This is a genomic window from Streptomyces omiyaensis (assembly GCF_014650895.1).
Classification (GTDB): Bacteria; Actinomycetota; Actinomycetes; order Streptomycetales; family Streptomycetaceae; genus Streptomyces; species Streptomyces omiyaensis.
Map to the genome: position 1 here is coordinate 273398 of NZ_BMVV01000006.1, position 25031 is coordinate 298428.

22 protein-coding genes and 1 pseudogene are annotated in these 25031 nt (G+C 75.8%); 16 read left to right on the forward strand and 7 right to left on the reverse strand.

Features of this window, described 5'->3' with window-relative positions; genetic code table 11:
- The first annotated feature begins 1 nt into the window (after nucleotide 1).
- Genes IE287_RS13000 through IE287_RS13015 form a run of 4 tightly spaced genes read left to right on the forward strand, consistent with a single transcriptional unit; the run spans nucleotide 2 to nucleotide 3843 of the window.
- On the forward strand, nucleotides 2–283 hold the full coding sequence (locus IE287_RS13000; RefSeq protein ID WP_189849141.1) for an acyl carrier protein: 282 nt from the start codon (nucleotides 2–4) through the stop codon (nucleotides 281–283).
- Nucleotides 284–296: 13 nt separating this feature from the next.
- Nucleotides 297–866 carry an RBBP9/YdeN family alpha/beta hydrolase gene (locus IE287_RS13005; RefSeq protein WP_189849142.1) on the forward strand — a complete coding sequence of 190 codons (570 nt, stop codon included), beginning with the start codon at nucleotides 297–299 and terminating at the stop codon, nucleotides 864–866.
- Nucleotides 863–2452 (forward strand): amino acid adenylation domain-containing protein, encoded by a 1590-nt coding sequence (locus IE287_RS13010; protein ID WP_189849143.1) that lies wholly within the window; start codon nucleotides 863–865, stop codon nucleotides 2450–2452. Before IE287_RS13005 ends, IE287_RS13010 begins: the two co-directional genes overlap by 4 nt.
- Nucleotides 2449–3843, forward strand: a complete 1395-nt coding sequence (locus IE287_RS13015) for a S8 family serine peptidase (RefSeq protein ID WP_229883453.1) — start codon at nucleotides 2449–2451, stop codon at nucleotides 3841–3843. The genes IE287_RS13010 and IE287_RS13015 overlap by 4 nt, the downstream gene beginning before the upstream one ends.
- Nucleotides 3844–3894: 51 nt before the next feature.
- Here IE287_RS13015 and IE287_RS13020 read toward each other — a convergent pair whose 3' ends face one another.
- Nucleotides 3895–4980: a branched-chain amino acid aminotransferase gene (locus IE287_RS13020; protein ID WP_189849144.1), complete on the reverse strand. Its 1086-nt coding sequence runs from the start codon at nucleotides 4978–4980 to the stop codon at nucleotides 3895–3897.
- A gap of 93 nt (nucleotides 4981–5073) precedes the next feature.
- Between IE287_RS13020 and acpS the strand changes: the two genes are divergently transcribed.
- Both acpS and IE287_RS13030 read left to right on the forward strand, forming a co-directional pair.
- A complete protein-coding gene (gene acpS, locus IE287_RS13025; RefSeq protein WP_189849145.1) occupies nucleotides 5074–5520 on the forward strand; it encodes a holo-ACP synthase in 447 nt (148 codons plus the stop codon).
- Between the two features lie 67 nt (nucleotides 5521–5587).
- Nucleotides 5588–6301 (forward strand): pyridoxamine 5'-phosphate oxidase family protein, encoded by a 714-nt coding sequence (locus tag IE287_RS13030; protein WP_189849146.1) that lies wholly within the window; start codon nucleotides 5588–5590, stop codon nucleotides 6299–6301.
- A gap of 94 nt (nucleotides 6302–6395) precedes the next feature.
- On the opposite strand, the gene IE287_RS13035 is transcribed toward IE287_RS13030, so the two are convergent.
- Nucleotides 6396–7166, reverse strand: a complete 771-nt coding sequence (locus tag IE287_RS13035) for a sigma-70 family RNA polymerase sigma factor family protein (protein ID WP_229883454.1) — start codon at nucleotides 7164–7166, stop codon at nucleotides 6396–6398.
- A 1-nt stretch (nucleotide 7167) separates the two neighbouring features.
- Entirely contained in the window at nucleotides 7168–7551 is a 384-nt protein-coding gene (locus IE287_RS13040; RefSeq protein ID WP_189849147.1) for a DUF6479 family protein, read from the reverse strand.
- A gap of 185 nt (nucleotides 7552–7736) precedes the next feature.
- Here IE287_RS13040 and IE287_RS13045 point away from each other — a divergent pair, with 185 nt between their 5' ends.
- Nucleotides 7737–8246 (forward strand): SigE family RNA polymerase sigma factor, encoded by a 510-nt coding sequence (locus tag IE287_RS13045; RefSeq protein ID WP_189849148.1) that lies wholly within the window; start codon nucleotides 7737–7739, stop codon nucleotides 8244–8246.
- A 157-nt stretch (nucleotides 8247–8403) separates the two neighbouring features.
- On the forward strand, nucleotides 8404–9735 hold the full coding sequence (locus IE287_RS13050) for a hypothetical protein (RefSeq protein ID WP_189849149.1): 1332 nt from the start codon (nucleotides 8404–8406) through the stop codon (nucleotides 9733–9735).
- A gap of 151 nt (nucleotides 9736–9886) precedes the next feature.
- Here the strand turns inward: IE287_RS13050 and IE287_RS13055 are convergent, their stop codons facing one another.
- The 3 genes from IE287_RS13055 to IE287_RS13065 form a co-directional block, all read right to left on the reverse strand.
- Entirely contained in the window at nucleotides 9887–11584 is a 1698-nt protein-coding gene (locus IE287_RS13055; protein WP_189849150.1) for a bifunctional 3'-5' exonuclease/DNA polymerase, read from the reverse strand.
- Nucleotides 11585–11774: 190 nt separating this feature from the next.
- Entirely contained in the window at nucleotides 11775–13904 is a 2130-nt protein-coding gene (locus tag IE287_RS13060; RefSeq protein ID WP_189849151.1) for an FtsX-like permease family protein, read from the reverse strand.
- Nucleotides 13898–14794: an ABC transporter ATP-binding protein gene (locus IE287_RS13065; protein ID WP_189849152.1), complete on the reverse strand. Its 897-nt coding sequence runs from the start codon at nucleotides 14792–14794 to the stop codon at nucleotides 13898–13900. The genes IE287_RS13060 and IE287_RS13065 overlap by 7 nt, the downstream gene beginning before the upstream one ends.
- 296 nt (nucleotides 14795–15090) lie before the next feature.
- On the opposite strand from IE287_RS13065, the gene IE287_RS13070 reads away from it, so the two are divergent.
- From IE287_RS13070 to IE287_RS13095, 6 genes and pseudogenes are all read left to right on the forward strand, one after another.
- A complete protein-coding gene (locus IE287_RS13070) occupies nucleotides 15091–16242 on the forward strand; it encodes a DUF2786 domain-containing protein (RefSeq protein WP_189849153.1) in 1152 nt (383 codons plus the stop codon).
- Between the two features lie 351 nt (nucleotides 16243–16593).
- Nucleotides 16594–18718: pseudogene (locus tag IE287_RS13075) on the forward strand (FUSC family protein).
- Between the two features lie 163 nt (nucleotides 18719–18881).
- Nucleotides 18882–19448: a hypothetical protein gene (locus IE287_RS13080; RefSeq protein ID WP_189849154.1), complete on the forward strand. Its 567-nt coding sequence runs from the start codon at nucleotides 18882–18884 to the stop codon at nucleotides 19446–19448.
- A gap of 80 nt (nucleotides 19449–19528) precedes the next feature.
- Nucleotides 19529–20152, forward strand: a complete 624-nt coding sequence (locus tag IE287_RS13085; RefSeq protein ID WP_189849155.1) for a SigE family RNA polymerase sigma factor — start codon at nucleotides 19529–19531, stop codon at nucleotides 20150–20152.
- Nucleotides 20149–20898, forward strand: coding sequence for a hypothetical protein (locus IE287_RS13090; protein ID WP_189849156.1), 750 nt, complete (start codon nucleotides 20149–20151; stop codon nucleotides 20896–20898). The genes IE287_RS13085 and IE287_RS13090 overlap by 4 nt, the downstream gene beginning before the upstream one ends.
- 297 nt (nucleotides 20899–21195) lie before the next feature.
- Nucleotides 21196–21408 carry a DUF397 domain-containing protein gene (locus IE287_RS13095; protein WP_030219358.1) on the forward strand — a complete coding sequence of 71 codons (213 nt, stop codon included), beginning with the start codon at nucleotides 21196–21198 and terminating at the stop codon, nucleotides 21406–21408.
- Nucleotides 21409–21671: 263 nt separating this feature from the next.
- On the opposite strand, the gene IE287_RS13100 is transcribed toward IE287_RS13095, so the two are convergent.
- Nucleotides 21672–22172, reverse strand: a complete 501-nt coding sequence (locus IE287_RS13100; protein ID WP_189849157.1) for an ATP-binding protein — start codon at nucleotides 22170–22172, stop codon at nucleotides 21672–21674.
- Nucleotides 22173–22513: 341 nt separating this feature from the next.
- Between IE287_RS13100 and IE287_RS13105 the strand changes: the two genes are divergently transcribed.
- Both IE287_RS13105 and IE287_RS13110 read left to right on the forward strand, forming a co-directional pair.
- Entirely contained in the window at nucleotides 22514–23386 is an 873-nt protein-coding gene (locus IE287_RS13105) for a Sco1979 family transcriptional regulator (RefSeq protein ID WP_043226543.1), read from the forward strand.
- Between the two features lie 93 nt (nucleotides 23387–23479).
- Nucleotides 23480–24937: an aldehyde dehydrogenase family protein gene (locus IE287_RS13110; protein ID WP_189849158.1), complete on the forward strand. Its 1458-nt coding sequence runs from the start codon at nucleotides 23480–23482 to the stop codon at nucleotides 24935–24937.
- The last annotated feature ends 94 nt before the right edge of the window (nucleotides 24938–25031 follow it).

The following is a 25031-nucleotide window of genomic DNA, read 5'->3' on the forward strand; positions in this document are numbered from 1 at the left end:
GGTGGAGAACCGCAGGACCCAGAAGGAGATCGAGGACGATCTCCGCGCGGTGATAGCCCAGATCTTCCCGGGGCACCGGGTGGAGCTCGACTCCGACACGCCCCTGTTCAACGGAGGGCTGTCGCTCAACTCGACCCAGATGATCGAACTGACCCTGGCCTTCGAGACGTTCTACGACATCGAGCTCGAACCCGAGCTGCTGACGACGGAGAACTTCGCGACCCTGGGGTCCCTCGCCGGCCTCCTGGAGGAACTCCTGGAGGAGGAGGTGTCCCCTGTCTGAGATCCGTTCGGACGTGCGCGTGGTGCTGATCCACGGGAACGCCGGAGCGACGGTCGAGGGCATCTGGTTCCCCTACCTCAAGCGGGAACTGGAGGCCCTCGGCGCGCAGGTGGTGGCCGAGACCTTCCCCGACCCCATCAAGGGCCGGATGCGCTACTGGCTGCCCTACCTCAGCGACGTCATCCGCCCGGACGAACGGACGATCATCGTCGGCCACTCGTCCGGCGCGCTGGCCGCGTTCCGGTACGCCGAGAAGGCGCCGCTCCTCGGCACCTTCGCCGTGGCCGGCCACCACCACGACTGCGGATTCGAACTGGAACGGCGCAGCGGCTTCTTCGACACCCCGTGGGACTGGGACGCCGTCCGCGCCAACCAGTCCTTCATCGAGCAGTTCCACTCGAAGGACGACCCCTGGGTGCCCTTCGAGGTCGCCGAGGAACTGCACGAGCTCACGGGGAGCACCTTCCACCCCATGCACGGCATGGGCCACTTCGGCTCGTACGACCAGCGGATGGACACCTTCCCGGAGCTGCTGGAGGCGATCCGCCGCCGCCTCGACGGGACGCACCCGGAGGAACGATGAACGTCACGCTCGCCGACGAGCTGCTCGAACGACGGCGGGACAGCACGGCCGTCGCCGTCGTGGACCTCCAGACCGGCGAGCAGGTGTCCTACCGGACCCTCGCCCGGCGCGTCCAGGCCCTGACCGACCTGCTGGCCGGGCTCGGCGTCGGCCGGGGCGGGACCGTCGCCCTGGTGATGGACAAGTCCGCCGCCTCGGTGGCCGTCATGTGGGCCGCGCTGCGGCTCGGCGCCCGCTACGCACCGCTGGACGAGTCGCTGCCGGCGGCCCGCGTCGGGCTGCTGCTCGGGAAGTGCGCGCCCACGGTCACCCTGGTCCAGCCCGCCCACCGCGCGCTGCTCGACGGCGCGCCGGCCGGGAAGGTGGTCACGGTCGGCGCGGACCCGGCGGACGGCGGCCTCGGCTGGGACCCCTCGGCCGAGGCCGAGCCCCGGCCGGCCGGGGTGCCCGGCCGGAGCCCCGAGGACCACGCGTACGTCGTCTTCACCTCCGGCTCGACCGGCTCGCCCAAGGGCGTGGTGATCAGCCACCGGTCGATGTGCGCCCTGCTGGCCGGGGTGCAGGAGACCGTCGGCTTCGAGGAGGGCATGCGCTTCCTCAACGTGGCGCCGCTCTTCTTCGACGCCTCCGTCGTGGACCTGTGGTCGACCTTCCTGGTCGGAGGCACCGTCCACCTCCTGCCCCGGCTGCGCATGCCCACCCAGGTCACCCGCGCGATCGAGGAGTGGCGCATCACCGACACGCTGCTGGTGCCGTCCGTGATCCGGATGCTGGTCGGCCGCTTCAGCGACGCCGCCCGGCGCGACCTCGGCTCGCTGCGGCGGCTGTGGTTCGGCGGCGAGTCGTGCCCGGTCTCGGTCCTGGAGGCGTTCTCCGCCCTCGTCCCCGGCCTGCGGTACGTGCACGGGTACGGACCCACCGAGACCACCCACAGCGCCACGCTCTTCCTCACCGACGCCCCGGGCGAGGACGGCGGGGAGTTCCTCCCCATCGGCCGTCCGCTGCCGGCCGTCGACGTCCTCGTCGTGGACGACGCGCTGCGGCCGGTGGACGACGGCGACACCGGCGAACTGCTCATCGGCGGGCCGCAGGTGATGGTCGGTTACTGCGGCGAGCCGGAGCGCACCGCCCGCTCCGTGGTCGAGCTTCCGGCCGGCTCGGGGAAGCGGTACTACCGGTCGGGCGACTACGTCCGCCGACGGCCGGAGGACGGGGCGCTGGTCTTCCTGGGGCGCCGCGACGACGCCCTGAAGATCAACGGCAACCTCGTCCACCTCTCCGAGGTCGAGGCCGCGACACTGGCCGCGGCCGGGGTGACGGACTGCTGCGCGGTGCCGGTGGCGCACCCCCTGACCGGCCGGGCGATCGTGCTCTTCGTCCTGGGCGCGCGGGACGGCGACACGGGCCCGCGCGAGGAGGAGCTGCGCCGCGAGCTGGCGCTGCGGCTGCCCGACTACATGATGCCGGCCAGGATCGAGTTCCCGGCCGACGGGGACGTGGGCCTGACGCCGACCGGGAAGCTCGACCGGGACCGGCTGCGGGAGACGGCGGACGCGGCCGGGGACGGGACGGGGGCGAGCCGGTGAGCGAGGCGGTGAGCGGGGCGGAGGCGGCCCGCTTCGCGCGGTGCGGTGTGGTGACGGTGGTACCCCGGTCGGCCGGCGGTGCGGCGCTCGGCGACGATCCCGCGCTGCTCCTGCGGCACGGGGTGGAGGAGTTCCTGCCGGCCCCCGGCACCGTGGACCGGCTGGCCGACGCGTATGCCCGCGAGGGCCTCGCCGTCGAGGCCAGGACCGGGGTGGGCCTCACCGTCTCGGGCCCCCCGGAGCTGCTCGCGGAGGTCTTCGGCCACCCGGTGCGGCCGGTGCGGAACAAGTACATCAGGGAGACCGTCCGCCACGAGTTCGCCGCCGCGGGCCCGCTCCGCTCCCGGCCCCACCCCGAGCTGGTCGCGGAGGTGCGGGTGCCCCGCGCGGGCTTCGAACTGGGCGCCGGGGCGCCGCCCCCGCCCCGGGCCGCCCCGCCGCTGCCCCCCGACCCCCGCCGTCTGCGCCTGCCCGAGGACGCGGTGCGCCTGGCGGGCGCCGGCCGGGCGCACGAGGCCGGGAACCGCGGCGACGGGGTCCGGGTGGTGATGGTCGACACCGGCCTGTACGCCCACCCGCACCACCGCGCCCACGGCTACCGCACGTCGGTCGTCCCCGCGCTGTCCGCCCTCGATCCCGCCGTGGACGAGCGCGGCCACGGCACCGCCATGTCCGCCCTGCTGCTCGCGGTCGCCCCGGCGGCCGAGCTCACCATGGTCAAGATGGCCTGCGAGAGCTTCTCCTTCCCGGTGGCCGCCTTCCAGCGGGCGGTGGAGCTGGCCCCGGACGTCATCTCGTGCAGCTGGGGCACCCTGCGCGCCGAACCCCACCTCCACCTGGAGGTCGCCGACGCGGTGCGGCGCGGGATCACGGTCCTGTTCGCCGCCGGGAACGGGTCCACGGACCGGCGCACCGCCATGTTCCAGTCGGTGGCGACTCCGGGCGCGATCACCGTCGGCGGCGTCCACGTCGCGCCGGACGGCCGCAGGCGCGCCGCGGACCTGGCGTCCAGCTACCGCTCGGACGTCTTCCCGGGCCGCCGGGTCCCCGACCTCTCCGGGCCGTGCGGCATGCTGCCCCACGGCGACTACGTGGTGTTCCCGACCCAGCCGGGATGCATGTTCGACCGCCGCAACAGCGCCTACGACGACACCGCCCCGGACGACGGCTGGCTGGTCTCCAGCGGGACGTCCGGGGCGACGGCCTACGCGGCCGGGGTGGTGGCGCTCGCCGTGCAGCGGGGCGTCGGCAAGGGGCGGGCGCTGACCGCGGCGGACCTGGCGGACGCCTGTCTGCCGGTGACGGAGGGGCGGACCCAGACCGGCGACGCGTGCGGCGGGGTCTGCCCGAACGAGGCGGTGGGCCTCGGCCTGCTCACGGCCCCGGCCTGACCGGGCCGGGAGGGGAGTGCCCGCCCCCGGCCGGGCCGGGGGCGGGCCCGCTCAGACGAGGCGCCGCATCCAGCCGTAGGGGTCCTCGGCGCGCCCGAACTGGATGTCCACCAGCTGACGGCGCAGCTTCATGGTGACCGAGTCCTCGGCGGCGGTGTCCGGGGCGGTCACCTCGCCGTCCTCCCAGACGAGGCGGCCGACGGGGGTGACGACGGCGCCGGTGCCGCAGGCGAACACCTCGCGGATCTCGCCGGTGCGGGCGCCCTCCTGCCACTCGCGGATGTCGACCTGCCGCTCCTCGACGTCGAGGCCGAGCTCCTTGGCGAGGGTGAGGATGGAGGCCCGGGTGACGCCCTCCAGGATGGTGCCGAGCTCCGGGGTGAGGAGCCGGCCGTCGCGGGTGACGAAGTACAGGTTCATGCCGCCGAGTTCCTCGACGTACCGCCCCTCGGCGGCGTCCAGGAAGCAGACCTGGTCGCAGCCGTGTTCGCCGGCCTCCAGCATGGGCGCGAGGCTGGCCGCGTAGTTGCCGCCGCACTTCGCCGCGCCGGTGCCGCCGCGTCCGGCCCGGGTGTACTGGCCGGAGAGCCAGATGGAGACGGGCTTCACGCCGCCGGAGAAGTACGGGCCGACCGGCGAGGCGATGACCATGTACGTCACCTCGGCCGCGGGCCGCACCCCGAGGAACGCCTCGGAGGCGAACATGAACGGCCGCAGGTAGAGGCTCTGTTCGCCCTGGTCGGGCACCCAGTCGCGGTCCGCGCGCACCAGCTGCGTGACGGACTCGAGGAAGACCTCGACGGGCAGCTCCGGCAGGGCGAGCCGGCGGGCGGAGCGGTTGAAGCGCTCGGCGTTGGCCTCGGGCCGGAAGGTCCACACCGAACCGTCCGCGTGCCGGTAGGCCTTCATGCCCTCGAAGATCTCCTGCGCGTAGTGCAGGACGGCGGCGGCCGGGTGCATCGGGATGGGGGCGAACGGCACGACGGCCGCGTCCCGCCAGCCGCCGTCCTTCGTCCAGACGACGCGGGCCATGTGATCGGTGAAGTACTGCCCGAACCGGGGGTCCTGGAGGATCTCGTCGCGACGGGCGCGGCTCGCAGGTGTGGGGTTGGCCTCGATCGTGAACCGCACACTCATCGCGGTGGCCCTCTCGCTACTGTGGTGCTCTGTCGGGTGGCGGCAGGCACCCTAGTCCTGAGGGCGGTTGCGCGGCAAGGAGACGGATCGCGAGTGGGACCCCGCACGGAGTGGACGGAAGGCCTGGTCGGCAGGCGGGTCCTGTGCGTCGGGACGGACCTGGTGGACGTGGCCGACATCCGGGCCGCCCTGACCCGGCAACCACGCTTCCGGACCAAGGTGTTCACCGATGCGGAGCGCGCCTACTGCGACGTCCTCGGCGACCCGGCGGAGCGGTACGCGGTCCGGTTCGCGGCGAAGGAAGCGGTGCTGAAGGCCCTGGGAACCGGCCTCTCCGGTGCGGCCCTCACCGAGATAGAGGTCCTGCGGGCCCCCGGGGGCGCGCCCTCCCTCCTCCTCTCCGGCCGCGCGGCGGCCCTGGCGGAGGCGGCGGGCGTCCGCTCCTGGCTGGTCAGCCTCACCCACACGGCGACACGGGCGCACGCCCTGGTGGCGGGGGTCGGCGCCGAAGACCCGTGCCAGTTCCGGCCGTTCCGCTGACCCGGGTCGATCACGGCCCGCCGGAGCTGCATGATGGCAGCGACGATTCCGAGGAAGTGGGGGAAGCATGGGCCGGGACGAGCTCGGGGTGACCGAGCGGACGCGGTTGCGCCGGATGAGGGAGAAGGGGTCGCACCGGCGGGAGGACCTGGACGCCGTGCTGGCCGCCGGGTGGCTCTGCCACCTGGGGGTGACCGTGGACGGCGTGCCGATGGTGGTGCCGACCGCGTACGGCGTCGACGGCGACCGGCTGTACGTGCACGGGTCGGTGGCCAGCCGGAGCCTCGTCCAGGCGCCGGGGAGCACGGTCTGCGTGACGGTGACCCACGTGGACGGGCTGGTGCTGGCCCGGTCGGTGTTCGAGCACGGGGTGAACTACCGGTGCGCCATGGTCTACGGCGTCCCCGAGCTGGTGACCGACCCGGAGGAGAAGCTGCGGGGCCTGCGGGCGCTGACCGAGCAGAGCAGCCCGGGCCAGTGGGAGTACGTGCGCCGGCCCAGCCGGAAGGAGCTGGCGGCCACCTCGCTGCTCGCGCTCGACCTCACCGAGGCGTCGGTGAAGACGCGGAGCGGGCCGCCGGACGACGGCGACTCCGAGGACGCGGAGCTCGGGCTGTGGGCGGGGGTGCTGCCGGTGGTGACCACCTTCGGCACGCCGGTCCCCGACCCCGCCCTGCCGGAGGCCCTCGCCGGGGCCGTGCCCGGGCACATCGCCGACCGGGCGGGCCGCCGGGCCGACGTCGCGGTCCCGCGGGCCGCCGCGGAGGCCGGCGAGCGCTGACGGCGGGGGCCCGTGCCGCGGTGGTGCGCGTGCCGCGGCGGGCGGGTGGCCCGCGGGCCGCGAGACCCGTCCCCCCGGCGGGGCGGCGGGCCGGTCACGGCGTGATCGCGAGGCGGTTCACGTGGGACGGGTCGGCCAGGACGTCGATCGAGGTGATCGGGCCGGCCGGGGCGGTGAAGCGGTAGACCGCGTCCGGGGCCGCGACGAGGCCCGGGGCGCCGTTCACCAGGACCGGGCGGCCCAGCGGCGCGCGGGCCGCCAGGACCCGGGCGACCGCCGGGGCGCCGTGGGCGGGCCGGACCCCGCCGCGTACGGCTCCGGGGTCGGCCCGCAGGACCGCGTCCGGGTCGAGCAGGGCGCGGAGGGCCGCCGTGTCGCCGTCCCGGGCGGCGGCGAGGACCGCCTCGACGGCCGCCCCGAGGCGCACCGGATCGGGGGCGGGCATCTCCTCGGTGCCCCGGGCCCGGGCCCGGGCGCGGGCGCCGATCTGGCGGACCGCCGCCGGGGCGCGCTCCAGCGCGGGGGCGAGCTCCTCGTAGGGGACGCCGAAGTCGTCGTGGAGGACGAGGACGAGCCGCTCCGCCGGGGTGGGGTCCGGCGCGTCCGAGACGCCGGACCACGGGTCCCAGGGGTCGGTGCGGCGGGCCTCCCGGGCCCTGAGCCGGCCGAGGCAGACCCGGGCGAGGACGGCCTCCGGGGAGGGGCCGGGATCGGGCACGGGGCCGGGGCCCCGGCGCGTGCGGGGGCCGGGGCCGTACGGGGCGAGGACGCGTTCCGCGGTCCGCACCGCCCCGTCCGCCTCGGGGACGGAGCCGAGCAGGGCGCGGGCCATGACCCGCAGCCGGGCGCGCGAGGCGGTGTCCACGTCAGTCGCCGTGTCCGGTGCCTCCGCTGCCGAAGCCACCGCTGGAGATGCCGCCCCACTTGCGCTTCTCCTCGCTGGGCGGGTCGGGCGAGGTCTCCGTGCCGCCGCCCTCCTTGAGCTGGTACGGCATGAGCCGGTGGGCGCCGTCGGTCTGCGGCATCTCCGCGGGCCGGCGGTACTCGGACATCTCTCCGGGGATCGCGCCGGTCTCCGGCCGGTGCGGTTGTTCCTCGGGCTCCGGGGGGCGGGACTCGCGGGTGCGGACCCGGTAGCCGAACCAGAAGGCCCCGATCAGGATGGCGACGAGGACCAGGCCGCCGATGACTTGTCCCAGACCCGACTGCCAAACCCCAGCAGCCAGGTTCTCTGCGCTGAAGGTGTTCATACCAACAGGATTACCCGATTCCGCTTCTCGGGATACGTGCGCGGGCGGGTTCGATGAAACATTTCCCCGCTCCCGTCGCGTCGAAGAGGTGTACAGCACGACAGCGGGGGGAGGCCGGTCGCCCACGGCGACCGGCCGTCACCCCCCGCGACCACCGGACCGCGACCACCAGGGAGAGGAGGGGCATGAGAACGTCCCGCGCGGACGAGTTCCTGGAGTTCGCCTCGGCGCGCACGGGCCAGCTGTTCCGCTCGGCCTGCCTGCTGACCAGCGGGGACGTCCACCTCGCCGAGGACCTCACGCAGGAGACGCTCGGGAAGATGTACGCCCTCTGGGGACGGACGTCCCGGATCGGCAACCCCGCCGCGTACGCCCAGACCGTCCTCGTCCGCACGTTCCTCAGCCACCAGCGCCGCCGCTCCGCGACCGAGCGCCCGCTGGGCGAACTGCCCGACCACACCCCGGACGACGGCAGCGACCCCCTGCTGCGGATCGCCCTCCTCGACGCGCTCGCCGCACTGCCCCCGAAGGACCGGGCGGTCGTGGTGCTGCGCTACTGGGAGGACCGCAGCGTCGAGGAGACCGCCGACGCCCTGCACACCAGCTCGGCCGCCGTCCGCACCCGCACCTCGCGCGCGCTCGGCAAGCTGCGGCAGCGACTCGGCGGCAGCGTCGCGGAGTTCGCCGGCCGCTGAGCGGGCCGCGTCACCGGCCGTCGCACCGGCCCGTGCCGCCGCACCGCCGAACTCCGCCCCTTTATAAGGGTGTTCGCGGACAACGCGCCTCACCGGTGTCCGCGAAGCCCGCCCCCTCCATCCCCTGCACCTCCCCAGCAGAGACGGTGATCCCGCCATGCCCCAGCACGAACACCACGATCCCGAGAACGGCTTCGCCGACGAGCTCGGCCCGGTCCTGCGCGCCGCCGGCGAGAGCTTCGCCGTCGACGGCCGGCCCGAACTGGTCTCCGGCGGCCTCGCCCGGGGCCGGCGCAGGCTCTTCCGCCGCCGCCTCGCCGTCACCGGCGGTGCCCTCGCGCTCGCCGCGATCGGCGTCGGCGGCGTCTACGCCGGCTCCGTCGTCACCCCCCCGGACGCCTCGGACAAGGCGTCCGCGGCCGCCGCCCCCCAGGACGGCGGGAAGCCGGACGTCTCCCGGACGCCCGCCCCGGCGCCGACCGCCGGGACCCTGAAGCCGGGCGAGGCGGAGATCCCGCTCTCCCGGATCGCGGACATCGTCAAGGCCAACACCCCCGCCGGGAAGTGGAGCTTCGACGGCCTCGACGGCACCGGCCAGGCCCTGAGCGGCATCTACGACGACGGCCGGGGCGAGGCCGCCTTCGGCATCTCCCTCAGCCGGGCCGGCCGCGACGCGGAAGCGGGCGCCGACCAGGTGACCTGCCCCGACCCGGTGTACGTCCCGCACGACGCCTGCACCACCGAACGGCTCTCCGACGGCTCCCGGCTGATGGTCTTCCAGGGGTACGAGTACCCGGACAAGCGCGAGGCGACCAAGAACTGGCGCGCGGTCCTGCTCACGCAGGACGGCCTCCTGGTCGACGCGAGCGAGTACAACGCGCCCGCCGAGAAGGGGGCCGAGATCAGCCGCGAGGACCCGCCCTTCAACGCCAACCAGCTCAGGGGGATCGTCCTCGCCAGGGCCTGGCGGCCGCTGCTCGCCCAGATCCCGCCGCTGCCCACCGCTCCCGCCGCCCCGGGCGGCCCGGGCAAGCCCCTCAGGACCCCGCCGCCGCAGATCACCGGCAACGGCGTCGCCGCCACCCTGCGCGCGGTGCTGCCCAAGGGGCTCCGGGTCGTCGGCAAGGGCGGCGGGGGCGAGTTCGCCTACGTCGTCGTCGACGACGGCAAGGGCAAGAGCCTCGTCCAGGTCAACGTCCAGTACGGCATGGACGACGTCGCCGACCAGCTCTACGGCTCCGGCGACGTCACCACCCTGCCCGACGGCCGCCTGGTCAAGCTCTCCCGGCAGCCCGGCGAGAAGGGCGGCGCGGGCGTGGTGTGGTGGTCCGCCGACACCATGACGCCGGACGGCTTCCGGGTCGTCGTCTCCGCCTTCAACACCGGTGCCCAGCAAGACGCGGCGACCCGCGCGGAGCCGGCCCTCACGATGAAGCAGCTGAAGGCGGTCGCGCTCGACCCCCGGTGGACGAAGATCCCCGCCAAGTAGGCGCCGGGAGGGCGCCGTCCGCGTGGACGCCGGCCGCCGTCCGGCGTCCGCGTGGACGACTCCGGTTCCACCCGGCGTCCGCCTGCCGCTCCGGCTGCCGTCCGGTGTCCGCGTACCGCTCCGGGGCTCGGCTCCGGCGTGCCGCCCCGGGTCACTTGGCGTCCGCGTACCGCTCCACCGCCGCCGTCGTGAACGGGAAGCGGACCGGGGTCGCCCCGAAGGCGATCCGGCCCGCCTCGTCGCCCGCCGCCCGGATCGCCTCCGTCACCGCCCCGGCCTCCTCCGCCGGGCAGTGCACGATCACCTCGTCGTGCTGGAAGAAGACCAGCTCGGCCCGCATCCCGGCGTCCGACAGGGTGCGGCGCAGCGCCGCCAGCATCAGCAGCGCCCAGTCCGCGGCGCTGCCCTGGACGACGAAGTTGCGGGTGAAACGGCCCCGCGCCCGGGCGTTGCCGGAGGCGTACCCCGGCGTGAACCCGTCCTCCACGGCCGCCTGCTCGGGGCCCTCCTGGGGGAGGCCCGCCTCGCCGTCGTCGCCCGCTCCGACCGCCTTGGGGCTGGTCCGGCCGAGCCAGGTGCGGACGAGCCGGCCCTCCTCGCCGGCCTTCGCCGCCTCGTCGACGTAGGCGACCGCGCGGGGGAAGCGGCGGCGCAGCGCCGCCAGGTTCTTCAGGCCGTCACCGCTGGTCTGGCCGTAGATCGCGCCCAGCAGGGCGAGCTTGGCGTGGTCGCGGTCGCCGGAGAACGCCCGGTCGGACAGGCGGGTGTAGAGGTCGTCCGGGTGCCCGGCGACCTCCATCAGGCCCGGATCGCGGGAGATCGCGGCGAGCACCCGCGGCTCCATCTGGTCGGCGTCCGCCACCACCAGCCGCCAGCCCTCGTCGGCGACGACCGCCCGCCGGATCACCTTCGGGATCTGGAGCGCCCCGCCGCCGTTGGTCGTCCAGCGGCCGCTGACCGTCCCGCCCGGGAGGTACTCCGGCCGGAAGCGGCCGTCGCGCACCCAGTCCGCCAGCCAGGACCAGCCGTGCGCCGTCCAGATCCGGTACAGCTTCTTGTAGGCGATCAGCGGCTCCACCGCCGGGTGGTCGATCTCCTCCAGCTCCCAGCGGCGGGTGGACCGCAGCCGGATCCCGGCCCCGGCGAAGGCCTTCACCACGTCGGCCGGCAGGTCGGGTCTGACCCGGCGGCCGAAGGCGGCCGACACCTCGTCCGCGAGCCCGGCCAGACGGCGCGGCTCGCCCCCGCCCGCGTACCGCTCGCCCAGCAGCTCCTGCAACAGCTCCCGGTGCACGTCGGCCCGCCAGGGCAGCCCGGACCGGTGCATCTCGGCGGCGACCAGCATCCCGGCCGACTCGGCGGCGGTCAGCAGCCGCATCCTGCCCGGGTGTTCGGCCCGGTCGTGGCGGCGCTGCTGCTCCGCGTAGACGGCGAGGAGGCCCTCGAAGGGGACGGCGGCGACGGGCCTCGGCTCGAAGAGGGAGTCCTGGGAGCCGGGGTCGGCGGTGCGCTGCGGGGGATCGGGGGGCACCGGGGCGTCCCGCAGCCGGGCCCAGGCGGCGGCGGCCGAGCGGGGCTCGCCGAGGCGGCCCTCGTGGCCCAGGAGCAGCTGCTCGGCGTCCTCCACGTCGTAGCACCGCTCGACGCGGACGCCGGCGGCGAGCAGCCGCGGATACACCTCGGCCGTGGACCGCCACACCCAGCGCGCCACACCGGGCCGGGCCCGCACGGCCGCGGCCAGGTCCGGCTCGCGGCGCACCTCCCCGGCGGGCGCGCCGTCCGGCCCGAGGGGCACGAGGAGCGCGCCCTCCCCCTCCGGCTCCGGGGCCAGCGCCCACCTCTCGCTCATGGGCGCGAGTCTGGCACCCGCCACTGACAACGGCGGTTCACGACATCCGGGACGCAGGCCGCACCCCGCCGCGCCGCCGGGCGCGGCTCCTCGCGGGCCGCGGCGCGGGGCGTCGGCGCGCGGTGGCGGGGTGGGGCGGGGCGGTGGCCCGGCTCCGACCCCGGCCACCACCCCGTCCCACCATCGCCGGTCAGCGGGTGAGCCGCCACGCGGGCAGGGCCGACGCGGCGACGGCGACCACGGCGCAGACGCCCGCCGCCGCCCCGGTCTGGGCCCACGGCACCGCCAGCGCGACGGGTGCGGAGAGCGCCGCGAGCCCCGCGCCGAGGGCGCCGAGGACGGCGGCGGTCACGCCGAGCCCGAGGACCGTGCCGAGGACGACCGCGAGGACCGCCTCGCCCGTCACCGCCCGCAGGGCCTGGACACGGGTGGCGCCGGCCAGCCGGAGCGAGGCCAGTTCCCCGCCGCGTACCGACGTCGCCATGAACAGGGTGCTCGCCAGGGCGATCACCGTGTAGAGGAGGACCAGGACGAGGAGCAGCCGCAGGCCCGTCCGGGCCGCCCGGTTCACGGTCGGCGGCGCGGCGGCCGAGGGCTCGCCGGCCGAGGGCTCGTCGGCCGAGGCCGGGGGCCGGTCCGACTCCAGCCGGTCGAGCGGCGCGCCGGGCGCCTGGGCGCGGGTGACGTAGGGCCCGTTGTCGCCGGTGCCGCGGGCCAGGACGGCCGCGACCCGGAGCCGTACCGGACCGCTTCCGTCGGCCCGCCACACCTCGATTTCCTCGCCGACCCGCCGCCGCTCGAACTCCTCGTTCACCACGATCGACCGGTCGTCGAGGTCCCGCAGGTCGCCGGCGACGACCGGGAGCCGGGCGAGCGCCGCGAAGGCCGCCGGGTCGGCGACGGCCCGGGCCGGGTACTTCACGAGCGCCTCGGCGCCGTCCCGTACGAAGAGGGAGGTCGGCCCGGAGGCGGAGACCACCGCCCCGGCGGGCGTCCGCGCGGGGAGCGCCACCCGGGGGCCCTCGGCCACGTACGCCGCCGCCGTCCGCTCCCGTGCCTCCGTCTCCTTCGCGCGCGCCACGCTCTCCGAGGCCCCGAAGAGCGTCCCGGCCAGGGCGACGGTGACCAGGACCGGGGCGGCGACGGCGGCGGTCCGGCGCACGGCGGCCGCGCCGTTCGCGCGGACGAGGAGCCCGACCGCCCCGCCCCGGGGGACCGGGAGGAGACGGGCCGCCGGCCGCACCAGGACCGGGGCGAGCAGCGCCGCGCCGCCGGTCAGGAGCATCGGCAGGGTCGTGTACGTCTTCCGCTTGAGCAGGGCCTCCGGTGCGGTGGCGTACGTCCAGACCAGCAGCCCGAGTCCGGCCGCGAGGAGTCCGGCGCCGAGCAGCGCCCGGCCCGGCGGCAGCACGTCCCGGTCGACGTCCGCCTCGCGGAGCGCGTCGACCGGCCCGGTCCGCCCGGCGCGGTGGGCGGCGGCGGCCGCCCCGGCGAGGGCGACGCCGAGCCCCGTCCAGAAGGCCAGGTGGTACGGCCATCCGGCGCCGCCGCCGGCAGTGTCGGCGAAGCGTCCGGAGGCGAACCAGCCGGGGGCGAGGCCGTGGGCCACCAGGGCCCGGGCCATCGGCGGCGCGGCCAGGGCGCCGAGCGCACAGCCCGCGGCGGACGCGGTCACGCCGAGCACCGCGGCCTCGGCGAGCAGCAGCCGGCGGAGCTGGCCGGGGGTGGCGCCGGCGGTGCGGAGCAGCCCGAACTCGCGGCGGCGCAGGGCCACGGAGAAGGCGAAGACGGAGGCGACGACGAAGACGGAGACGAAGGCGGCGACGCCGCCCGCGGTGCCGAGGAGGGCGTGGAGGCCGGTGAGTTCGTGTCCGTCCCGTTCGTGTCCGGGGTCGGCGCGGCGGCGTTCGGCGCCGGTGAGCACCTGGGCGCGGTCGCCGACGAGGGCGCGGACCCGTTCGGCGGGTGCGTCGAGCCCGACGGCGTCGGGGCGCGCGGGGCCCGCCGGGTTCTCCGTCAGGGTCCACCGGGCGCGGAGTGCGCCCAGCACGGCGGCGTCCACAGGCTGTGGACGGTCGAGCGGCCGGGAGACGAGGGCGGTGCCGGGGCCGCGCCGGACCTCCACGGTGAGCCGGTCCTGTCCGAGGACGACGACCGGTGACGAGGCGAACCGTTCGGGCGCGCGGTCCGGCGGGTCCAGCGCGGCGGCGAGGCCGAGCCCGGTCGCCGTCAGCAGCCCGACGCCGAGGGCCAGGGCGAGGAACCCGCCCAGGAAGGACGTCCACCGGGCCCGCAACCCGCCCACCACGACGCTCAGCACGGGACGCCCCCGCCCCGCGGACCGGCGGCCGCCCTTGCCGGACGCGGTGCCGCCGGGCCGGCCGTGTCCCCGCCCGCCGGGTGCGGTGCCGTGGGGTGGGGGGCGGTTCCGTCCGCAGGGTGCGGCTTCGCGGGGCGGGCCGCGACCCCGCTCGCCGGGCGCAGTTCCGCGAGGCGGGCCGCGACCCCGTCCGCCGTCGGCGCGGCGATCTCGTCCGCCGTCCGCCCGTCGACCAGGAAGACGACCCGGTCCGCGCGGGCCGCGGCGAGCGGGTCGTGGGTCACCACGACCAGCGTCCGGCCCTCCTCGTCCACCAGGGCCCGGAGCATGTCCATGACCTCCGCGCCGGTGGTGGAGTCGAGCGCGCCGGTCGGTTCGTCACCGAAGAGGACGGCGGGGCCGGCGATCAGCGCCCGGGCGACGGCGACCCGCTGGCACTGGCCGCCGGAGAGCTCCGCGGGCCGGTGCCGTTCGCGGCCGGCGAGCCCGACGCGGGCGAGCGCCGCCCGGACCTCGCCGCGCGCCGGGCGGCGGCCGGCGAGCCGGAGCGGGAGGGCGACGTTCTGCGCGGCGGTCAGCGTGGGCAGCAGGTTGAAGGACTGGAAGACGAAGCCGATCCTGTCCCGGCGCAGCAGCGTCAGCCGCCGCTCGCTCAGCCCCTCCAGGGCCGTGCCCGCCACCTCGACGCTGCCCGCGTCCGGGCGTTCGAGCCCGGCGGCGCACCGCAGCAGGGTGGACTTCCCGGAACCGGACGGGCCCATGACGGCCGTGAAGGTCCCGGCGGCGACGTCGAGGTCGACCCCGTCGAGGGCCCGTACGTCCCCGTGCCGCCGGACGAGCCCCCGGAGCCGCACGGCGGCGGGGGCGGAAGGAGGAAGGCTGCTGGTCATGTCCCCAGCGAACCGCTCCGACGGGGGCCGGGTCACGCCGCCTGCGGGGCGTCCCGGGGTAGGGCCAGGCCCACCCCCTGGGGTAGGCCCGCGGAGCGGGGTCCGGCCCGCGGGCCGGACGCGCGGCGCCGCACCGACCGCGCGCCGGCCCGCCTCGGACGGCCTGTGCCGTCCGCCCCTCCCGCCCCGCCCCTCCCGGCCCTCCCGTCCCGCCCCTCCCGCCCCGTCGGCCCGGGCCCGGGATGCTGAGACCATCGGGGGAGGGCTTCGCGAGGTACGGAAGGGCAGGGCGGGTCATGCAGGAGGAGGCACGGGAGTCGACCGTCGCACGGGCGCTGCGGGAGGCGCTGCACAGCCGTGACGACCGCTCCCTGGACACCGCGGCCTCCCTGCTCGCCGCCGACCCCGGCGCCGACGCCGGCCTCGCGCGGCGCGGCCGGGAGTACGTGCGGACGCTGTGGGAGCGCGGCTGGCAGCCCGCCGACCTCGCGCGCACGGTCCGCCGCGAGCTGGCGGAGGAGCACCTGCGGCTGCTCGGCGGCCTGGTGCGGGCCGAGACGGCGCGGTACGAGACGCTGCCCCGGCGCTGGCGGGAGCAGCTCGACGGGCTGGACGACGGGGCCGGGGGCCCGCCCGCGGACCGCTTCTCCTCCGCGACCGCCGCCCTGGAGCTGTACCGGCTGCTGGTCCGGCTGCCCCGGCTCGACGCGGTGGGACCCGTACCGGGGGAGGCGCTGCCGCCGGCGGCGGCCGGGGAGCCCAGGATGCTCACCCGGATCCGGGCCCTGCTCGCCAAGGCGGAGGCCACCGGCTATCCGGAGGAGGCCGAGGCGCTGACGGCGAAGGCGCAGGAGCTGATGGCCCGGCACAGCCTCGACGAGGCGGGGCTCGCGGCCGGGGCGCCGTCGCCGCAGGCGCCGGGGGCGATCAGGATCGGCGTGGAGCCGCCGTACGAGCAGGCGAAGGCGATCCTGCTCGACGCGGTGGCGGGCGCGAACCACTGCCGGGCGGTGTGGAACGAGGCGTACGGCTTCTCGACGGTGGTCGGTTTCGAGGCCGACCTCGACCCGGTCGAACTGCTCTACACCTCGCTGCTCGTGCAGGGGACGGCCGCGATGACCCGCGCGGAGGCCGAGCAGCGCAAGGGCGGCCGCAAGCGCACCAAGTCCTTCCGGCAGTCCTTCCTCCTCGCGTACGCGAACCGGCTGGGCGCCCGCCTGGAAGCGACCTCCCGCCGGGTCGCGGCCGAGGCCCCGACCCTCCTGCCGGTCCTCGCCTCCCGGGAGGTCGCGGTGAGCGCCCGTACCGACGAGCTCTTCCCGGAGACGCGGGCGACCAGGGTCCGGGCGATGTGGGACGAGGACGGCTGGCACCACGGCGCCACCGCCGCCGAGAGCGCCACCCTGTCCCCGGACCGGGCCCGCCTGGACCGCCGCCCGCGCGACTAGGGCCTGTCTGACCGGCCTGCCGCCCGACCGGCCTGCCGCCCGACCGGCCTGCCGCCCGACCGGCCTGCCGCCCGACCGGCCTGCCGCCCGACCGGCCTGCCGCGTGACCGGCCCCCGCCACCGGGAGCCCCGGGCGAGCCCGGAGCCCGGCCGAGCCCGGCCGAGCCCGGCGCCCCCCGGCAGGCCCCGGCCGAGCCCGGCCGACTCCGGCTCCGCTCCGGCCGACCCCGGCTCCGGCCGCGGCTCCGCCCCGGAGCGCAGGGGCGCGTCCTCCGGACCGGCGTCCGGCGACCCCTCCACCGGATGGTGGGAAATGTCGGGTTACGGGTGGATCGTCGCTACGCTCGGTCCATGAGCTGGCTCCGGGCGCTGAGGGAGACCGCCCGCTCGGGCCTCACCGTCGAGCGGCGGCGGCTGGCGCCCGTCATCGCCGCCCGGGGCGCGCTCGGCCTCGCGCTGGTCGTCGGCTTCTCGCTGGCCGTCTTCGGGCCCGCCGTCGCCGCCGCGTCCGCGTTCGGCGCGTTCCAGGCGGCCATCGCGACCTTCCAGCGGTCCTGGCGACCCCGGCCGACGCTCGCGCTCGCCTCCGGCGGCAGCCTCGCCGTCTCCACCTTCCTGGGGTACCTGACCGGATCGCACACGATCCTCTTCCTCGCCCTGCTGCTGCTGTGGACCTTCCTCTCCGGCCTCGCCTGGGCCGCCGGGCCCACGGCCGGCATCATCGCCTCCTCCAACGTGGCGATCATGCTGGTCACGGTCACGCTGCCCACCTCCGTCGCCACCGCGGCCGGGCACGCCGTCATGATCTTCGCGGGCGGTGTCGTCCAGGCCGCACTGGTCGTGCTGCTGCCGGTACGGCCCTGGGGGGGCGCAGCGCGACGCCCTCGCCGACGCGCTCGCCGCGGAGGCCGACTACGCCCGCCGGCTGCGCCACGACCCGGTCGCGGCCTTCGACCCGGTCCCGCTCATGACCGCCCGCAGCGCCGCCGCCGTCACCCCCCGGCAGGCCCGGCGCCGCCCCGCCGAACTGCACGGGCCCCGGCGGCTCGCCGAGCGGATCCGGCCCGTGCTCGCCTCGCTCGCCGACCCGGCCGTCGGCGCTCCGGCGGAGGGCCCGCAGCGCGACCGGGTCCGCGAGCTGCTCGCCGCGGCGGGGGAGGTCCTGGACGCCACCGCGCACGCGATCCGGCGCGGCGAACCGGTCCGGCTGCCCCCCGCCGCCGTCGCCGCCCTGCGCACCCCCGACACCGGCACGATCCTCACCGACCGCGCCCACCGCACCGCCCTCCGCCTGATCGCCCTCCTCGGCGACGTCGTCGAGACGGTGGAGCCCCGGACGGAGACGGGCCCGGGAGGGCGGGGCCCGAAGGCCCCGGCCCGAGCCCCTGCCCCCACCCCTGTTCCCGCCGCCGCCCGGGGCGGCGGGTCCGTCCTCGCGCCGCGCACCCGGCCCACCCTCCTCCGGCTCGCGCCGCTCGTGCTGGCGCAGATGCGGGCCGAGGTGCGGCCGGGGTCGGCGATCCTGCGCCACGCGATCCGGGTCTCGGTGGTCGCCGCCGCCGGCTACCTGCTCGGCCTGGTGCTCCCCTTCGGGCACGGCTACTGGGCGCCGATGACCTCCGTGATGGTGATGCGCCCGGACTTCTCGCAGACGTACGCCCGCTCGGTGGCCCGCTTCGGCGGCACGCTCGTCGGGGTCGCGCTCGCCACCGCCGTCGTGCGGACCGCGCACCCGGGGACGTACCTCTCCGCGGTGCTCGCCGTGCTCTGCGCCTTCGGCATGTACCTGCTGATGAGGACGGGGTACGCCGTCAGCCAGGTCTGCGTCGCCGCGTACGTCGTCTTCCTGCTCGGCATGGAGGGCTCCGGGGTGACCCAGACCGTCCGGGACCGGGTCCTCCTCACCCTCCTCGGCGGCCTCCTGGCGATGCTCGGCTACGCCCTCTACCCCGCCTGGGAGACACCCCGGCTGCGCGGCCTGCTCGCCGAGTGGCTCACCACCTCGGGGCGGTACGCGGCGGCCGTCGCCGCCCGGTACGCCGACCCCGCCGGGCCCGGCAGCCCCGACGTGCGCGAGGCCCTGCTCTCCGCCCGCGCCGCCCGCGTGGCCTGGCACGACGCCCTGGGCCGGGCCACCCACGAGCCGGTACGGCACCGGGGGCTCTCGCACGCGGCGGCCGAGGGCGCGGGCCACGCGCTCGCCGAGTTCGGGCGGGCCGCCATGCTCCTGGAGGCCCACCTGCCCGAGCGCGGCGCCCCGCCGCTGCCCGCCGCCGCCGGTCTCGCGGAAGCGCTGCGGAAGGCGACCGAGCGCGGCGCCAAGGCGGTCCGCGAGCGGAAGGAGCCCGCCTGGGACGACCTGCGCGAGACCGTCGCCGCCTGGGACACGGAGGTCACCGACCCGCTGCTGAGGAAGGCGGCGCGGCTGCTCCTGGCCGCCCTGGACGACCTGTCGACGGCCCTCGCCGACGCCTGAAGCCCAGTCCGCCCCGCGGCCCTCCCCGCGGCCCCCTCCTCCCTCTTCCCCTCCGCCCTCCGAAAATCTCCCGACGAGGTGTCATCCACATCCACCACCACGGGAGTTGAGAAGGGTGGAAGACCGTCAGGAACCAGGGAACCAGGGAACCAGGAGCGACCCCATGAAGAAGTACCTGCTCGCCGCGGGCGCCGCCGTGACGGCGGCGGTGGCCGCCGCCGCGCTCGCCGCCCCGGCCACCGCCGCCCCCACGGCCCCCTCCGTCTCCACCGCCTCCGCCTCCGCCCCGGCCCCGGGCGCCCCCGCCGCGTCCGCCCCCACCGGCTCCGTCTCCGCGGTGCGGACCGTCCGCTCCGGCGAGCGCGTCGACGCCGGCGGCGGCTACACGCTCTGGCTCACCCGCCAGGGCAAGCACTGGACCGGCCCGGACGGCTTCGAGCAGTTCCGCAGCGTCGTCGACGGCAACCTCGACCTGACGCAGCCGGCCCTGAGCCACCAGGGCGAGGGCGACTTCCACTCGGGCGTCTACGGAGGTCCGCACCGCCCCGGCCGGGTCGAACTCACCGACGCGGAGGGGCGCGTCACCCGCGCCACCCTGCTCCAGCTGCCCGGCCGGCCGGACTGGGGCGTCTGGTACGCCCACACCGCGCCGACCGGCCACGACGTCTCCGTCTCCTTCTACGCCCGTGACGGGCGGCTCCTCGTCGAGCTGCCCGCCATGGACTTCTGACGGGCCGTCCACCACGCTCGGCGGGGCCCGGCACGGGGCGGGCCCCGCCGTACCACCTCCCGATCGCGAGGTTCGCCACCGTGACCCACCCACCGGTTCCCGAGCCCCGCTCCGAGCCCGGGCCGGAGCTCCGGCCCGAGCCCCGGTCCGATCCCGACTCCGGGCCCGACGCCGCCTTCGCCGCCTTCGCCGCCGCGGCGTGGCCCCGGCTCGTCCGCACGGCCCAGCTGCTCACCGGCGACTTCCACGAGGCCGAGGACCTGGTGCAGACGACCCTCGCCAAGGTGTACGGCCGCTGGCGCAAGGTCCCGCGCGACGAGATCGACCTCTATGTGCGCCGGGCCCTCGTCAACAACAACCTCAGCCGGCTGCGCCGCCGCCGGGTCGCCCACCTGCTCGTCCCCGTGCTGCCGGAACCCGCCCGGCACCGGCACGCGGGCCACGCCGAGGCCGTCGAGGAGCGGGCCGTGCTCCTGGAGGCGCTGGCCGACCTGAGCGTCCGCCAGCGCACCGTGATGGTCCTCCGGTACTGGGACGACCTGACCGAGCAGGAGATCGCCGACGTCCTCCAGTGCTCCGTCGGCACGGTGAAGACCCACGCCCGCCGCGGCCTCGCCGCCCTCCGCTCCCACCCCCGGCTCGCCTCCGCCGTCCCGCCCCCGGCCGGCCCGCCCCTCCGCACCCCCTACGGAGCCCGCCCATGACCCCCGCACCCGACACCGGGCCCGACGCCTCCGAGGCGTGGGACGACCTGCTCCGCGCCGAGTTCGCGCGCGCCGCCCACGACGTGACCCCGGGGCCCGCGCCCGTGGCGGCGGTCGTCCGGGCGGGCCGGGCGCGCCGGCGGCGCCGTACCGTCGCCCTCTCGGTCCTCGCCGTCCTCGGCGTATCGGCCGCCGTCGCGGCCGGTGCGACCCTGGCCGGCGACCCGCACCCCGCCGCGGGGCTCGCCGCCCCGCCGGCCGTCTCCCCGGCCACCGGCGCCCTCGTCCCGACCGCCGCCCCGTCCGCGCCCCGCACCCCCCGGGCCTCCGCCACCGACCCGCGGATCCCCACCCCCGTGCGGACCGTGGCGGTGGGGGAGCGGGTGACCGCCGCGCCCGGCTGGACGGTGTGGCTCACCCGCGAGGGGAAGCACTGGCGGGGAGGGGAGGACGACACGGAGCAGTTCCGCAGCGTCGCCGACGGCAACATCGACCTGCGGCAGCCCGGCGTCAGCCACCAGAGCGAGGGCGCCTTCCACTCCGGCCTCTACTACGGGACGGAGGACGCGGGCCGGGTCGACCTCGTGGACGCCAAGGGCCGGATCGTCGCCGCTGCCCTCCTCGAACTGGCGGACCGCCCCGGCTGGGGGGTCTGGTACGCCGTGACCGCCGAGCGGGGTGCCTCGCTGTCCGTCCGGCTGTACGACCGCGCGGACCGGCTCCTCTCCGACCTGCCCGCCTTCTGACCGGGCAGGGAACCACCGCCCCCGCACGCCCGTCCACCCGGATGGGAAGATCGCGGGGGCGTTCGCGTGCGCGGACGGGGTGCGGAGCGGGCGCGGACCGGGTGGGGACGAGGGTGTCCGCCCGGGGCGTCCGCGCAGGTCGCACGCTGAGTCGCGTAGCCGCTACGCCACGCCTCGTGCACGTGCATCTGCTCATGCAGCGGCATGTGAACGAAGCTATGATCCGGGGAAGTTGACATCTGCACCAAGCAACTCGGGGAGCTACCAGTGCACCACGCGCATCACGCGTACAACGGCATGGCGGCCACGGAGCTGCGAGGTGTCGTCTGGCAGAAGAGCAGGCACAGCAACTCCCAGGGCTCGTGCGTGGAGTTCGCCAAACTGCCGGGGGGAAACGTTGCCGTGCGCAATTCCCGCCACCCGGACGGGCCCGCGCTCGTCTACACGCCGGCCGAGATAGAGGCGCTCCTGCTGGGCGTCAAGGACGGGGAGTTCGACCACCTCGTCTGACCCGCGGACGCCCGCCCGGCCCGCGGCCGGAGGCGGTACGGGCAAAAAGGCCCCGGCGGTCCACCGCCGGGGCCTCCCCCTGTCCGCACGAGCCCGTCCGCCGTCCGTCCGCTTCCTCCGGGCGTCCCTCCGGCGTTCCCGTGGCGCCCCTGGGCGCCCTCCGGGCGGCCGTCCGCGTCCGTGCGCCTGCACGGGCGTGCGCACGCGCGCCCCGTGCCGCCCGTCCTCGCCCTCTGCCCCGTACCCGTTCCCGCCCCGTGTCCCTATTCCTCCGGGCCCACCCGGAACAGCGCCCAGACCACCTTGCCCTGGAGCCGTCCGGCCAGCGGGTGCCAGCCCCAGCTGTCGCTGAAGGACTCCACCAGGAACAGGCCGCGGCCCGACTCGGCGGAGAAGTCCTCCTCGCCGCCGCGCGCCTCCGGGCTCATCCGGCTGGGGTCGCGCACCGCGCACACCAGACGGGACGCCCAGCGCATCAGGTGCAGCCGCACCTGCGGGGTCTGCGGGTCGTCGGGACAGCCGCCGTCGGGGACGGCGTGCCGCAGCGCGTTGGTGACGAGCTCGGAGACGACCAGGGCCACGTCGTCGAAGCGGTCGCCCAGGTCCCAGCTGTCGAGTGTGGCGCTGGTGAACTTCCGGGCCCCGCGCACGGCTTCGTACCGGGCGGGCAGGGCGCAGGAGGCGGAGGTGGAGACGGCGCCGGGATCGATCGGCGGGAGACCCTGCCTTAACGGCTCGAGCACGGTCGATCCATTCGTCCCCATGCGAGGCACTCCCGGGAATCGCGGCGGTGGTGCGACAACGGTGCGAAACGGTGCGACAACACGCGCCGACGCGAACGGGCACGCGGCTGCGCGGGGTCCATGGTTCCGAATGCGCCCACGGGATGCAAGGGCAGATGCACGTGCACGCGCGGACGGGTGCCGGACCTGTCCGAACCTGTGGTGAATCTGTGGAAATCTTCTTGACAGCGGTGTGTCCGGCGTCGTCCAAATCCCACCCCTGCGCATCCCCTTCCGTAATCAGATGTGTACGCGCTGAAGCGTTTGGTGGCAGAATCCGGGGCTCGACGGGGGCTCGTCACCGTGAAGGGAAGGCTGGAGCCGTGACCGCAGGCGAAATGAACGGAGCGGGCGGGAGCGTCGTCCGGCGCATCCTCCTCGGCTCCCAGCTGAGGCGCCTGCGCGAATCGAGGGGCATCACCCGCGAGGCCGCCGGCTACTCGATCCGCGCCTCCGAATCCAAGATCAGCCGCATGGAGTTGGGAAGGGTGAGCTTCAAGGCCAGGGACATAGAGGATCTGCTCACCCTCTACGGGGTCACCGAGGAGACCGAGCGCGGCGCCCTCCTGGGGCTCGCCCGCGAGGCCAACCTCGCCGGCTGGTGGCACAGCTTCGGCGACGTCCTGCCGGGCTGGTTCCAGACGTACATCGGTCTGGAGGCCGCCGCCTCCCTCATCCGGGTCTACGAAGTGCAGTTCGTCCACGGTCTGTTGCAGACGGAGGAGTACGCCCACGCGGTCGTCTCCCGCGGCATGCCCGGCGCCTCGCGGGCCGAGATCGACCGCCGCGTCGCCCTCCGCCTCGAACGGCAGAAGGTCCTCGTCTCCGAGCGCGCCCCGCACTTCCACGTCATCCTCGACGAGGCCGCCCTCCGCCGCCCGTACGGCGACCGGGCCGTCATGCGCGGACAGCTGAAGCACCTCATCGAGGTCTCCGAGCACCCCGGGGTCACCCTCCAGGTCATGCCCTTCAGCTTCGGCGGCCACGCCGGCGAGAGCGGCTCCTTCACCATGCTCAGCTTCCCCGAGTCCGACCTCTCCGACGTCGTCTACCTGGAGCAGCTCACCGGTGCTCTCTACCTCGACAAGCGCGAGGAGGTCGCCCAGTACGCCGCGGTGATGGAGAAGCTCGCGAAGGACAGTCCGGATCCGGCCGAAAGTCGTGATCTTCTCCGGGGCCTCCTCCAACTCTCCTGATACATCAGTACGATGACGGTGCATCAGTAGCCCCGGCGATCGGGCGTCCGCGCGCGCCCGACGACCGGCAGCCGGCAGAGGGGTTCTCCGTCCATGTCGCACTTCACCGACCTGGCCCACCAGTTCATCGACGGCGAGTGGAAGCCGGGCAGCGGCTCCTGGGACATCATCGACTTCAACCCCTACACCGGGGAGAAGCTCGCCTCGATCACGGTGGCCACCGCCGGCGAGGTGGACCGCGCCTACCGCGCCGCCGAGCGCGCGCAGGCGGCCTGGGCCGAGACCAACCCCTACACCCGGCGCCTCGTCTTCGAGCGCGCCCTGCGGATCGTCGAGGACCGCGAGGCCGAGATAGCCGAGACGATCGTCGCCGAGCTCGGCGGCACCCGCCTCAAGGCCGCCTTCGAACTGCACCTCGCCAAGGAGTTCCTGCGCGAGGCGATCCAGCTGGCGCTGCGCCCCGAGGGCCGCATCCTGCCCTCGCCGGTCGACGGCAAGGAGAACCGCGTCTACCGCCTCCCGGTCGGCGTCGTCGGCGTCATCTCCCCCTTCAACTTCCCCTTCCTCCTCTCCATCAAGTCGGTCGCCCCCGCCCTCGCGCTCGGCAACGCGGTCGTCCTCAAGCCGCACCAGAACACCCCGATCTGCGGCGGCACCCTGGTCGCGAGCATCCTGGAGGAGGCGGGCCTGCCCGCCGGGCTGCTCAACGTCGTCGTCACCGACATCGCCGAGATCGGCGACGCGCTGCTGACCCACCCGATCCCGAAGGTCATCTCCTTCACCGGCTCCGACAAGGTCGGCCGCCACGTGGCCACGGTCTGCGCGCAGAACTTCAAGCACGCCGTCCTCGAACTCGGCGGCAACAGCGCCCTGATCGTCCTCGACGACGCCGACCTGGACTACGCCGTCGACGCCGCCGTCTTCAGCCGCTTCGTCCACCAGGGCCAGGTCTGCATGGCCGCCAACCGCATCCTGGTCGACCGGAGCGTGGAGGCGGAGTTCACCGAGAAGTTCGTCGCCAAGGTGAAGACGCTCCGGGTCGGGGACCCGGCCGACCCCGCCACCCACATCGGCCCGCTCATCAACTCCCAGCAGGCCGAGTCGGTCGACGGTGCCGTGGAGCAGGCCGTGGCGGGCGGTGCCACCGCGCTCCTGCGCGGCACGATCGAGGGCAACCTGGTCTCCCCGTCGGTCCTCGCCGGCGTCCCCGCCGACGCCCCCGTCCTCGCCCAGGAGATCTTCGGCCCGGTGGCCCTGATCCTCCCCTTCGACGGCGAGGACGAGGCCGTGCGGATCGCCAACGACACCCCGTACGGGCTCAGCGGCGCCGTCCACACCGCCGACGTCGAGCGCGGCGTCCGGGTCGCCAAGCGGATCCACACCGGCATGATCCACATCAACGACGGCACCGTGCACGACGAGCCGATCGTCCCCTTCGGCGGCGAGAAGCACTCCGGCATCGGGCGGCTCAACGGCGACGCGATGGTGGAGGCCTTCACCACCCAGAAGTGGATCTCCATCCAGCACGGGCGCAGCCGCTTCCCCTTCTGATTACGGCTGATTCAGCTTATTCCGACTGGTTCCGACTGGTTCCGACTGGTTCCGACTGGTTCCGGCTGGTTCCGGCTGGTTCCGGCTGGTTCCG